This window comes from Arthrobacter sp. 10N418 (assembly GCF_056394725.1).
Map to the genome: position 1 here is coordinate 102203 of NZ_JBFTIK010000001.1, position 12239 is coordinate 114441.

The window sequence follows — 12239 nt, forward strand, 5'->3', positions numbered from 1 at the left end:
GAGCCGCAACTGACAACGTCCGGGACACTCCGGAAGACAAGGGCCCTGCCGAAGGCGGGGCCCTTTTCTGTGCGCCCGGTTCCGGGTGCAGCCCAGCTGGGCCCGGGCTATGCCAGCCGCATGGCTCCCGCCGCGGGGCGGACGCTGAAGATCTCGGGCGCGGCGTACCCGGCGGCGGCGAAGGCGCGCCCGACGGCGGAGCGCACCTGCTGTTCCGCGCCCACCGGGGCAAGGGCGATCGCGGAGCCGCCGAAACCGCCGCCGGTCATCCGCGCTCCGACGGCGCCGGCCGACCGGGCGCTGTCCACCGCCAGGTCCAGTTCAGGGCAGGAAATCTCGAAATCGTCCCGCATCGAGGCATGGGAGGCATCGAGCAGGGGACCGATGGCGCCCGGGCCGGAGGCCTCGAGGAGTTCCACGGTCTGGAGCACGCGGTCGTTTTCCGTGACGACGTGCCGGACCCGGCGGAACGTCACAGGGTCCAGGAGCCCGCTGGCCTCCTCCAGGTCTTCCATTCCGACGTCGCGCAGGGCGGCCACGCCGAGGACTTCGGCGCCGAGCTCGCACGATTCCCGCCGGGAGGCGTAGCCGCCGTTGGCATGGGAGTGGGAGACCTTGGTGTCGATCACCAGCAGCACCAGCCCGGCGCCCTCCGCGTCGAACGGCACGAGTCGGATGCTTTGGTCCCTGCAGTCGAGGAAGACCGCGTGGCCGGCCGTGGCCCGCAGCGACGCGGACTGGTCCATGATCCCCGTGGGTGCGCCGACAAAGTCGTTCTCGGCGCGCTGCGTGGCCAGGACCATGTCCCGGGCGCCAAGTCCGGCGGCCGTGAGGTCGTTCAGTGCCGAAATCACGGCGCACTCAATCGCATGGGAAGAAGACAGGCCGGCGCCTCGCGGCACGTCGGAGTCCAGGAGCAGGTCCAGGCCCGGGACATGGAGGCCCCGCTGCTGCAGCGCCCAAACGACGCCGAGCGGATATTTGGTCCACCCCCGGGCGGTTGCCCGGTCCAGGGACGCGGCATCCGCCGTCGTCAGCCCCTGGTTGCCGAACGTGGACAGGAGACGGAGGGTCGTATCCGGCCGGACACGGACCGCCACGCGGGCGGTCCGGTCGATGGCGAACGGGAGGACGAAGCCTTCGTTGTAATCCGTGTGCTCGCCGATCAGGTTGACCCGGCCCGGCGCCTGCCAGACGCCGTCGGGCGCGGCGCCGAAGACGCCCGCAAACCTGGCGGCCAGTTCCTTGGTGCCCAGGGGGATGGTCATGCCGTGCGTCCTGCGCTGAAGCGGTTCATGGGTCCAAGGTATACGGCTCGCGGCACGGGTCTGTACGGTGGTGCCCATGGACGCCAGCTCTTTCCCTTCCCCCCATGCCGGTCCCGACGCCACCGAGCGGCGCTACGCGACCGGCCGGCAGTACGAGTTACGGCGCGGTGACGCGCTCGCCGTCGTCACCGGGCTGGCCGCCGGCCTCCGCTGGTACAGCCGCGGCGGCACTCAGCTGACCGAGAGCTATGGCGATGCGGAAATCCCGCCCGGCGCCACCGGGATCACCCTGGCTCCGTGGGCCAACCGGGTCGAGGACGGCATCTGGTACCTGAACGGCAAGAAACAGCAGCTCGACATCACCGAAGTCTCCCGCAACAACGCCAGCCACGGGCTCCTGCGCAACACGGGCTACGAACTCGTGGACGAAGACGAATTCTCGGTCACCCTCGAAGCGGCCGTCTTCCCCCAGCACGGCTATCCGTTCCTGCTGCGGCATCGGGTCCGGTACGAACTGGCTGAGGATCTGGGGCTGGCCGTGCGGCAGACCCTCATCAACGACTCCCAGGATGCTGCCCCGTTCGTGCTCGGCTCCCACCCTTACCTGCGCCTGGGCGAAGTGCCCAGCGAAGATCTCACAGTCACCGTCGGGGCCGGTACCCGGCTCGTGACAGACACCCGGCTCATCCCGCGGAGCAGCGAACCGGTCAGCGGCGACTTCGACCTGCGCGGCGGCCGGACGGTCCGCGGGCTCGACATCGACTCCGCATACACGGACCTGCAGTTCGACGGCGGCGTGTCCCGGCACACGCTGAGCTCAGCGGACGGCCGGAGCGTGAGCCTCTGGCAGGACGAGAACTGCACCTATGTTCACGTCTTTGTCACGACGAAGTTCCCGGGCCGGCCCAAGGCGGTGGCGATCGAGCCCATGACCGGACCCGCCAATGCCTTCAACAGCGGCGACGGCCTCCGCTGGCTGCCGCCGGGGGAGCAGTTCTCCATCAACTGGGGGATCAGCGCTTCCCTGGCCGGCCGGGACAGCTAGCTGAACTGATTCCCATTCGCCTGCCGGGCCGGGCCCGACTGGACCGGCCTATCCGCGCCGTCCGGTTTCCCATTGTGTCGCCGCTGCGGAATCATGGGCCCATGACGCCAGTTGAGGACGCCACGCCCACCCGCCCCGATGTCTCCGCCCGCTCGGGCGACCGGACGGACCGGGAGCTGGACCAGGACATTCCCTACGGCGTGCGCATCGCGGCGTCCTGGGCCTGGCGGATCGGGCTCATCCTGGTGGTGGGCGGCGCGCTGCTGTGGCTGCTGGGCAGGGTCAGCTTCCTCATCATCCCTGTCATGGTGGCCGCCCTCCTGGCGGGACTCCTCAGCCCCGTGACGCGGTGGGTGAGGCGCCGGCGGGTACCGAACGGGCTCGCCGTCGCACTGACCGTGCTTGGCTTCATCGGCGTGATTGCCGGCGCGCTGGCGCTTGTGGGCCGGCAGCTGGCCGCCGGGTTCGGCGAGCTGTGGTCCCAAGCGCTCACCGGGGTCCAGCAGGTGCAGGCGTGGCTGTCCGAGGGCCCGCTGCACCTGACCGCTGACCAGATCGATAAGTACATCCAGGACGGCACCGCGGCGCTGCAGAACAACAGCAGCAGCATCCTCAGCGGGGCACTGACCTTCGGGAGCACGGCCGGCCACTTCGCCGCCGGGCTGGTCCTGGCCTTGTTCGTGCTGGTCTTCTTCCTGCTCGAAGGTGACAGGATCTGGGCTTTCATCGTCCGGCTCCTGCCCCGCAAGGCGCGGCTCGCGGCCGACGGCGCCGGACGCCGCGGGTGGACCTCGATGGTCAGCTACGCGCGGATCCAGATGTTCGTGGCGTTTGTGGACGCGCTCGGAATCGGCGCCGGCGCCGCCATCATCGGCGTACCGCTCGCCCTGCCGCTCGGTGTCCTTGTCTTCATCGGTTCCTTCATCCCGGTCGTCGGCGCCCTCGTGACCGGCGCGGTCGCGGTGCTCCTGGCGCTCGTCGCCAACGGTCCCGTCAATGCCCTGATCATGCTGGCGATCGTGCTGGCCGTCCAGCAGCTGGAAAGCCACATCCTGCAACCGCTCGTCATGGGAAGGGCCGTCGCCCTGCATCCCGTGGCCGTGATCCTGTCCGTCGCGGCGGGCTCTTACCTGGCCGGAATCCCCGGTGCCCTCTTCTCGGTCCCGCTCCTCGCCGTAGCAAACTCGTCGATTCGCTACATTGCCGCCAGAACGTGGGAACATGATGAAGTGCTGGCAACCGCGGGCCAAAGCACTCCTGCGCCTGGGGAGACCGGCACTGACACCACCTTCCAGGACGTCCACCTGCCGGATGGAACCCCCGGCCGCGCGGGCGCCGCACCCACCAGCGGTGTCCCGGGCAGCGATGCCGGACGGGACACCGGAGCCTGATCCTTCAGAAGGAGAACAGTTCGTGAATACCCTCGAGAGCCTGCCCGTCACGCTGGACGATGTCCTGGAGGCGCAGAAGCTGCTCGACGGGATTATTACGCGGACGCCTGTCGAATCCTCCCGCGCCCTGGGCAGCATGGTCGGCGGTGAGGTCTTCCTCAAATGCGAAAACCTGCAACGCGCCGGCTCCTTCAAGGTCCGCGGCGCCTATGTCCGGATGGCGAAACTCTCCGACTCGGAGAAGCGGCGCGGAGTCGTCGCGGCATCGGCCGGCAACCACGCCCAGGGTGTGGCCGTCGCGGCGAAGAGCCTTGGCATCAAGGCCCGCATCTACATGCCGCTGGGCGTTGCGTTGCCCAAGCTCGCCGCGACCCGCAGCCACGGCGCCGAGGTGGTGCTGCACGGGCACAATGTCGACGAAGCCCTTGCCGAGGCCAAACGCTACGCCGATGAAACCGGTGCCGTCTTTGTCCATCCGTTCGACGACGTCGACGTCGTCGCCGGCCAGGGCACCGTCGGGCTGGAGATCCTCGAACAAGTCCCCGACGTCGACACCATCCTGATGGGTGTCGGTGGCGGCGGGCTGCTTGCCGGCGTCGCCGTGGCCGTCAAGGCCCGGGCCAAGGAACTCGGCCGCGAAATCCGCATCATCGGTGTGCAGGCCGAAAACGCGGCTGCCTACCCGCCGTCGCTCGCCGCCGACGCCCTGGTCCCGCTCAAGCGCGTCTCCACGATGGCGGACGGCATTGCCGTCGGCCGGCCCGGGCAGCTGCCCTTCAGCATCATCCGCGAACTGGTCGACGACGTCGTTACCGTCAGCGAAGACGCCCTGGCCCGGGCGCTGATCTTCCTGCTCGAACGCGCCAAGATGGTGGTCGAACCCGCCGGTGCCGTCGGCGTGGCGGCGCTCATGGAAGGCAAGATCGAGAACCCGGGAACCGTTGCGGTGGTCCTCTCCGGCGGCAACATCGACCCCATGCTGATGCTCAAAGTCATCCAGCGGGGCCTCTCCGCCGCGGGCCGCTACATGACGGTCCGGATGATGCTCGATGACCGCCCGGGCTCGCTGGCAACGATCGCCCGGATCATCGCCGAAAACGACGCCAACGTCACCGGGCTGGACCACACACGGGTCGGCGGTTCCATCAGCATGGGCGACGTCTCCATCACAGTGAACCTGGAAACCAAAGGCCACGAGCACTGCGAGCAGGTCCTCGCCGCCCTCCGGGCCGAGGGCTTCCAGCCGATCGTGGTGCACTAGCGGCCGTGGTGCTGGACGCGCCCCGCAATGGACGTCCCGGCACGGGCGGCACGACGGCTGCCCGTGCCCGCGGGGGACTGGTCGTGGTGGGCACTTTCGTGGCGCTGCTGTACGTGATCGAGATCGTCAACACGCTCATGTTCCATGCGCTGAACGGCATGTTCGGCCTGCGTCCGCGCCGCATCGACGGGATCCTCGACATCCTGACTTTCCCGCTGCTGCATGCCAGCCTGGCCCATTTGGCCTCCAACACACTGCCCCTGTTAATCTTCGGGTTCCTCGTGCTCCTGTCCGGGCTGAGGATCTTTGTAATTGCCCTGGCCACAAGCTGGCTCGGGTCCGGGGTGGCGGTGTGGCTGATCGGGGTAAACATCACCGTGGGCGCTTCCGGGCTGGTGTTCGGGCTCTTCGCCTTCCTGCTGGTACGCGGCTTCGTGAACCGGAGCTGGCGGCAGATCCTGCTGTCCGTGGTGCTGTTCCTGGCCTACGGCGGCATCCTCTTCGGCATGCTGCCGGCGGTGGCAAGCTTCGTGTCCTGGCAGGCGCACCTGGGGGGTGCGATCGGCGGTGTCCTCGCGGCACTGTTCCTCAGCACCCGGCGGGAGCCCAACACCCGGCGGCCCGGGGCACTGCGCCCATAGCGCCGGGCTGGCCACCTCCCGCCGAAGACGACAAACGACGCCGGCCCTCCCGCGAGAGGAGAGGGCCGGCGTCGTAAGTTACGTCCGGGCCGGTGCTAGCCGGCGTAAGGCTTGGCGGACATGATCTCGACCGTGATGTCCTTGCCGTTCGGGGCAGTGTAGCTGAGCTTGTCGCCCTCCTTGTGACCGACGATGGCCGCGCCCAGGGGGGACTTTTCGCTGAAGACATCCAGATCCGAGTCTCCGGCGATTTCGCGGGAGCCGAGCAGGAACGTCTCTTCGTCGCCGGCGATCTTGGCCACCACGATCATGCCGGGCTCCACGATGCCGTCGTCTGCCGGGGCCTCGCCCACGTGGGCGTCGCGGAGCAGTGCGGTGAGCTGGCGGATGCGGGCCTCGATCTTGCCCTGCTCCTCCTTGGCGGCGTGGTAGCCGCCGTTCTCCTTGAGGTCGCCCTCCTGGCGCGCAGCTTCGATCTTCTGGACGATATCCGCCCGGCCGGGGCCGGAAAGGTGGTCCAGCTCTGCCTTCAGGCGGTCAAATGCTTCCTGGGTAAGCCAAGCTGCAGTTGCGCTGTTGGTGGTAGACACGGACTTCTCCTTTTGGTGGTCATACAAGCAAAGACCCCGCCACGGTGGCCACTTTTATGACTCAGTAACCAGCTCAGCGGGGGAAAGGTATTGATCCATTGTAGTCAATCCTGTGGATAAACCAAAGAACACTGCGGCGTGGATCACACCGTGTTACACCGGGCCCCGGGTGCCGGGCTACTTGGCGGTGTCGGGAATCCAGCAGTTGTCCACGACGCCGGAAACGGCCTGGGACTCCGTATGGAGCACCGCCCGGTGGCTGGTGGTGCGTCCGCCGTCCTGGCCGGCGTCGGACCCGTTGGGCCCGATGTCGACGACTTTCCAGCCGACTATGGCGAACTTTGCGTCCAGGGCCTTGACCGCGCACTTGGCGTCCGCGGCCGGATCCTTCGTGACCTGGAAGTCGATTTGCGTCAAGGTGGCGTCCGGGGTGCTGTAGCCGATGTCCTTGGAGCTGACACTGGCTGTTGCCGACGACGTCGAGACCCACGCCAGCAGTGCGATGCCGACCGCGAGGGCGGCAATGAGGATGTTGCGTTTGGCTTTGCGGGTCAGTGCAGGCTTTTGACCACCGTAACGATTGGCTAGGCTGGTAGATGCCGGCGCGGCAGGCTGATCCTCGGAAGTCACCACTCCAGTTTAGTGTGGATCAGGCGCGGAATTATCCGCGCCGACGGTCAGCCCCGCGGAGGCAGCACCAGATCCGCCCGTCCAGACCCGTACAGCAAACACGTACAGCAGAAAGAGGAGCCGTCCCACGATGACAGCGTCCCCCAGCCCGTCAGCACCGCTTCGACTGTTGGCTGTTCATGCTCATCCCGACGACGAATCCAGCAAGGGTGCCGCCACGATGGCCATGTACGCCGCCGCGGGCGTGGACGTCCTCGTGGCCACGTGCACGGACGGTTCCCGCGGCGACATCCAGAACCCTGCGATGGAGCACCAGCCGCACCCCAAGCGCGACATGGCAGGCGCCCGCCGGCTGGAAATGGACAACGCGGCCAAGGTCCTTGGCGTCCGCCAGCGCTGGCTGGGATTCGTCGACTCGGGGTTGCCCGAAGGCGATCCCCTGCCGCCGCTTCCTGCCGGTTCCTTCGCCGTGCAGCCCCTGGAACGGGCCGCCGCACCCCTGGTCCGGCTGGTCCGGTCCTTCAAGCCGCAGGTGATCTTGAGCTACGACGAGAACGGCGGTTATCCGCACCCGGACCACATCATGGCGCACCGGGTGGCCGTTGAAGCCTTCGAAGCTGCCGGCGATCCCGCCCGGTACCAGGGCACCGGCGAAGCCTGGCAGCCCAGCAAGCTGTATTACGACCGGGCCTTCAGCCCCGACCGCTTCCGCGCGCTCCACTTCGCACTGGAGGAAGCCGGCCTGCAGTCCCCGTACGCCGAGCGCCTCGCGGCTTGGCTTGAGGCGGACGCGGAGGGGCACACGCCACCAGCGACGACGCACCCCACCACCACCCAGATCGACAGCGGCGACTTCTTTGAAGCCCGCGACGATGCGCTGAGGTCGCACCGCACGCAGGTGGATCCGGAAGGCTTCTTCTTCGCGGTGTCCCCAGCCATGCAGCGCCGGGTCTGGCCTTGGGAGGACTACTCCCTCATCCAGTCCCGGATCCCTACGGAACTGCCCGAGAAGGATCTCTTTGCCGGGCTAAGATAGTCCAGACAGGGCATTTCTATGCCGTGTAGAAGCCTTCCGGCAGAAGACCTCCACAGAAATCCCTCCACAAAGCGCCACCAGAAGTAGCCCTGCCGTCGATCCCCACACGTCGATCCTCGCAACCGGGGCCCGCATTAGTTCCCACAGAAGGTTCCCACCGTGCATTCCTTGCTCATAGCCCTGGCAACATCCCCGGCGCCGACCCCGACGCCGTCGCTGCGGCCAGGACTGTCCGAAGACCAGGTCACGCCGGGCCTTCTGGGCTTCGTACTGACCGCCTTCATCGTGATCCTGACAGCACTCCTGATCGTGGACATGGTCCGGCGTATCCGCCGGGTCCGGTACCGTGCCCAGGTGGAAGAAGAGCGCGGGGCCGCTGATGTGGCCGGGACCGACGCCGGCACCGAGGACATCGCCGAGGGGACCGCGCGTCCTGCCGGCGGTGGCGCACCCCGTCCGGAAGCCGACGGCGATGCGGGACCCGGAACCCGCTAGGCGCGGTCCCTTCGGGGACTTCCCCGGGGCAGCCAACGCACTGGCGGGGGAACCCTCTGCCTATCTCCGGCAGCATGCCCACAACCCCGTCCACTGGCGCCCGTTCGGGGACGAGGCCTTCGCCGCTGCCGCCGCACGGGACGTTCCGGTCTTCGTTTCGATCGGCTATGCGGCCTGTCACTGGTGCCACGTGATGGCCCACGAATCGTTCGAGGACCAGGGCACGGCCGATTACCTGAACGCCAACTTCGTCGCCGTCAAAGTGGACAGGGAAGAGCGCCCGGACGTCGACGCCGTCTACATGGCCGCCACCCAGGCCATCAGCGGCGAAGGCGGCTGGCCGATGTCCGTCTTCCTGCTGCCCGACGGACGCGCGTTCCACGCCGGCACCTACTTCCCGCCGCGGCCCACGCCAGGAAGGCCCTCCTTCCGCCAGGTCCTGGAGGCCGTGCGTGAGGCCTGGGAGGACCGCCGCGGAGCCGTCGAAGCGAACGCCGACAGGCTCGCCCGTGGCCTTGCCGCGGCTGCGTCCGCTGCGGCCGTGCACCTGGACGGGCCACCGGAACCCGTCGACGCCGCACTGCTCGAGGAGGCCGTGCGCGCGCTGGCACGGTCCGAAGACCCGGCCGGCGGCGGCTTTGGGGCCGCGCCGAAATTCCCGCCCTCGGCGGTCCTGGAATTCCTCATCCGGCACGCAGCTGCTGGGTCAAAGGTCGTGGCCCCGGACACTGCGACCACTGGCACTATGGCCCCGGGCACGGCGGAGGCCGCCCGCGACATGGCGGGCCGCACGCTCGCGGCAATGTCCCGCTCGGCACTTTTCGACCAGCTCGACGGCGGCTTTGCCCGCTATTCGGTGACCCGGGACTGGTCCGTGCCGCATTTCGAGAAAATGCTCTACGACAACGCCCAGCTGCTGCGCGTCTACGTCCACTGGGTCCGGCTTGGCGGCACGGCGGAGTACCCGGCGGAGGAAGCCGCTGAGGTCGCCGGACGTACTGCCGACTGGCTGCTTGCCTCGCTGGGGCTGACGGCGGACCCGGCATCCCGCGCGGGCCAGGTCGGCCGGACGGACGCTGCACGTCAGCCGGACGCTGGGCCTGATGCCCTCGTCTCGTCCCTGGACGCCGACACCGTGGTGGATGGCGTGAGCTCCGAAGGAGCCAGCTACCTGTGGAGCCCCGGAGAGCTCGCGCGCCTGCTGGGGCCCGCGGACGGCCCCGCGGTGGCACGGCTCATGAACGTGCAGGCCGCAGGCACCGTCTCCGCCGACGGATCCCCCATGCACCCGGGCCGGACGCTCAGTGATGCGGAAGCTGCAGTCTGGCGCAGGGTGCGGCCCGTACTCCTCGAAGCCCGTGCCGCACGGCCGCAGCCTGCCCGCGATGACAAGGTCGTAGCCGGCTGGAACGGGCTGGCCTTAGCTGCGCTGGCCGAAGCTGCCGCCGTGCTGGAGCGGCCGGACCTGCTGGCTGCCGCTGAACGGATTGCCGAATACCTGGAGCGCGTGCACTGGCAGCCGGGTTCCGGTCCGGAACCCGGGACACTCGTGCGGGTGTCCCATGCCGGAGTGGCTCGGGGGATCGGGGGGTTGCTGGAGGACTACGCCTTCTGCGCCGAAGGGCTGCTTGCGCTCTACGCCGTTTCCGCGCGCACACGCTGGTACCTGCTGGCCGAGGCCGTCGTGCAGGCGGCCTGCGGACGGTTCGTGGCCGAAGGAGTCCTGAGGGACACGGAGGGCGAGTCGGCGCAGGTGTTCAATGCCCAGGGCGGGCGTGCCTCCCTTGACCCCTTCGATAACGCCGCCCCCAGCGGCGCCGCAGCCTTCGCAGGCGTGCTGCTGGCGTACTCGGCCCTCTCCGGCTCCAGCGAACACCGCGCCCTGGCCGGCAACATTTTCGCCGTACTGCCGCCCCTGGCAGTCCGCGCACCCCGGGTGGCAGGCTGGCTGCTCGCCACGGCGCAGGCGGCACTCGCCGGCCCGGTGGAAGCCGCCGTCGTTGGCGCGGACACACCGCAGCGCGCTGCACTGCACCGGGAACTGCTGCTGTCTTCGAGCCCCGGGCTCGTGATTGCGGTCCAGGACGCGGCCCTCCGGGAGGACACCGGGCTGGCGCAGGTGCCGCTCCTGCGCGGGCGCGAGGCAGCTCCGGACGGAACTGCGCTGGTCTACCTGTGCCGCGGCATGGTCTGCGATCTTCCGGTGGGTTCTGCCGCGAAAATGCGCGAACGCCTCGCTACCATGTCGGAATGACTTTCCGGGGCGGCTTCGAACTCGTGGTGTTCGACTGTGACGGCGTCCTCGTCGATTCCGAGGTGATCGCCGTGCGGGTGGACCAGCTGGTGCTCGCGGACCTGGGCTGGGAGCTCGAACTGGAAGAAATCGTGGAACGCTTCGTGGGCAAGAGCGAGGCGAACTTCATCGCCACGGTCGAACAGCAACTGGGAATCGAGCTGGCCGAGGGCTGGGACGGCAAATACGAGCCGTGGTACCGGCAGGCGTTCGAGCGTGACCTCGTGGCCGTCGACGGCATCGTGGAAGCCCTGGACCGGCTCGGGCTTCCGCACTGCGTTGCCTCAAGCGGCAGCCACGCGAAGATGCAGCGGACCCTCGGGCAGACCGGACTGCTGGACCGGTTCGAAGGGCGGATCTTCAGCGCCACGGAAGTGCCGAACGGCAAGCCGGCGCCGGACCTGTTTTTGCACGCGGCGGACCGGCTCGGCACTCACCCGGCGCGGTGCGCCGTCGTCGAGGACAGCGCCTACGGCGTTCAGGCGGCGCGGGCGGCCGGGATGCACGTCTTCGCCTATGCCGGCGGGGTAACCCCGGCCGGGCGGCTGTCTGGCCCGGGTACCACCGTGTTCCACGACATGCGGGACCTGCCGGAGCTCATTGCCGCCGGACGTCCCGGCTGACCCTGTTCCGTTGGGGGCACTCGCCCGGCGCGTCCGGCAGAAGAGCGGGTGAGTCCCGGCGTCGCTGTCTCAAAGGTTGGGAGAATCCGCACGGGCAGCCGCGCTATGCCGGCAGGCTCAGCCCAGGACGGCGATGGCAATCGCGATGAAGTGCGCTGCGAAGGCCAGGACCGTAAACGCGTGGAACAGTTCATGGAAACCGAAGTGCTTGTAACTGAAGTTCGGTTTCTTCAGGGCATAGAAGACCGCACCGGCGATGTAAAGCGCGCCGCCGACGCAGATCAGCACGGCAGCGGGAACACTCGCGGCGAAGAAGTCCGGCAGGTAGAACAGTGCCCCGCATCCCAGGGCAATGTAGATCGGCACGTAGAGCAGGCGCGGCGCATGGGTCCATAGCACCCGGAAGAGCACTCCCAGGATGGCCCCGCACCAGATCACCCACAACAGCAGGACGGCCTTGGGCCGCTCCAGGAGCGCCCAGGCGAGGGGCGTATAGCTGCCGGCGATGACCAGCATGATGTTCGTGTGGTCCAGCCGCTTCAGCACGACCTTCACGCGCGGCGACCAGTTCCCGCGGTGGTAGACGGCGCTCACGCCGAACAGCAGCACCCCGGTCAGGCCGTAGATGGCGGAGGCGAGCTTCAGGTCCGGCGTCGGGGCCAGGATTACAAGCACCAGGCCGGCCGCCAAAGCGAGCGGCGCCGTCACGGTATGGATCCAGCCGCGCCACTTGGGCTTGATCATCAGGAGTTCGGCGATCCGGACCGCGGCATCGTCCATCGGTCCGTTTCCACGGGCCGTGGGCTGCTCCGGCAGGGGCTCAGGAGTGTTGCTTTCCATTCCGCCATAATAACCTACGCGCCGGTAGGTTACTCAGGAGTAACAAGCGGCCCTACTAGAATCGTTCCAGCCGTGCACGTGCTCCGCCCTCCGGCAGGTAGCCTAGGATCTGCACTGCACAAAGTA

General features: G+C 68.3%; 12 protein-coding genes. 8 read left to right on the forward strand and 4 right to left on the reverse strand.

The window, feature by feature from the left end:
- Positions 1-107: 107 nt before the first annotated feature.
- Positions 108-1268, reverse strand: a complete 1161-nt coding sequence (galK, locus tag AC1DCZ_RS00465; RefSeq protein ID WP_476972916.1) for a galactokinase — start codon at positions 1266-1268, stop codon at positions 108-110.
- A gap of 76 nt (positions 1269-1344) precedes the next feature.
- On the opposite strand from galK, the gene AC1DCZ_RS00470 reads away from it, so the two are divergent.
- From AC1DCZ_RS00470 to AC1DCZ_RS00485, 4 genes are all read left to right on the forward strand, one after another.
- Positions 1345-2313: an aldose 1-epimerase family protein gene (locus AC1DCZ_RS00470; RefSeq protein WP_476972917.1), complete on the forward strand. Its 969-nt coding sequence runs from the start codon at positions 1345-1347 to the stop codon at positions 2311-2313.
- A gap of 101 nt (positions 2314-2414) precedes the next feature.
- Positions 2415-3704: an AI-2E family transporter gene (locus AC1DCZ_RS00475; protein WP_476972918.1), complete on the forward strand. Its 1290-nt coding sequence runs from the start codon at positions 2415-2417 to the stop codon at positions 3702-3704.
- Positions 3705-3726: 22 nt separating this feature from the next.
- Entirely contained in the window at positions 3727-4965 is a 1239-nt protein-coding gene (ilvA, locus tag AC1DCZ_RS00480; protein WP_476972919.1) for a threonine ammonia-lyase, read from the forward strand.
- A gap of 5 nt (positions 4966-4970) precedes the next feature.
- Positions 4971-5606 (forward strand): rhomboid family intramembrane serine protease, encoded by a 636-nt coding sequence (locus AC1DCZ_RS00485; RefSeq protein ID WP_476972920.1) that lies wholly within the window; start codon positions 4971-4973, stop codon positions 5604-5606.
- A gap of 95 nt (positions 5607-5701) precedes the next feature.
- Here AC1DCZ_RS00485 and greA read toward each other — a convergent pair whose 3' ends face one another.
- Both greA and AC1DCZ_RS00495 read right to left on the reverse strand, forming a co-directional pair.
- Positions 5702-6196 carry a transcription elongation factor GreA gene (gene greA, locus AC1DCZ_RS00490; protein ID WP_476894881.1) on the reverse strand — a complete coding sequence of 165 codons (495 nt, stop codon included), beginning with the start codon at positions 6194-6196 and terminating at the stop codon, positions 5702-5704.
- Between the two features lie 177 nt (positions 6197-6373).
- Positions 6374-6826, reverse strand: a complete 453-nt coding sequence (locus AC1DCZ_RS00495; protein ID WP_476894882.1) for a DUF4307 domain-containing protein — start codon at positions 6824-6826, stop codon at positions 6374-6376.
- Positions 6827-6956: 130 nt separating this feature from the next.
- On the opposite strand from AC1DCZ_RS00495, the gene mca reads away from it, so the two are divergent.
- The 4 genes from mca (at position 6957) to AC1DCZ_RS00515 (ending at position 11273) form a co-directional block, all read left to right on the forward strand.
- The gene (gene mca, locus AC1DCZ_RS00500) at positions 6957-7862 is read left to right on the forward strand and encodes a mycothiol conjugate amidase Mca (RefSeq protein WP_476972921.1); all 906 of its coding nucleotides are present in this window, start codon (positions 6957-6959) and stop codon (positions 7860-7862) included.
- 159 nt (positions 7863-8021) lie between these two features.
- Positions 8022-8357: a hypothetical protein gene (locus AC1DCZ_RS00505; protein ID WP_476972922.1), complete on the forward strand. Its 336-nt coding sequence runs from the start codon at positions 8022-8024 to the stop codon at positions 8355-8357.
- Positions 8335-10611, forward strand: a complete 2277-nt coding sequence (locus AC1DCZ_RS00510; RefSeq protein WP_476972923.1) for a thioredoxin domain-containing protein — start codon at positions 8335-8337, stop codon at positions 10609-10611. The genes AC1DCZ_RS00505 and AC1DCZ_RS00510 overlap by 23 nt, the downstream gene beginning before the upstream one ends.
- Positions 10608-11273 carry an HAD family hydrolase gene (locus AC1DCZ_RS00515; protein WP_476972924.1) on the forward strand — a complete coding sequence of 222 codons (666 nt, stop codon included), beginning with the start codon at positions 10608-10610 and terminating at the stop codon, positions 11271-11273. Before AC1DCZ_RS00510 ends, AC1DCZ_RS00515 begins: the two co-directional genes overlap by 4 nt.
- Positions 11274-11390: 117 nt before the next feature.
- On the opposite strand, the gene trhA is transcribed toward AC1DCZ_RS00515, so the two are convergent.
- A complete protein-coding gene (gene trhA, locus AC1DCZ_RS00520) occupies positions 11391-12053 on the reverse strand; it encodes a PAQR family membrane homeostasis protein TrhA (RefSeq protein ID WP_476894996.1) in 663 nt (220 codons plus the stop codon).
- Positions 12054-12239: the final 186 nt, after the last annotated feature.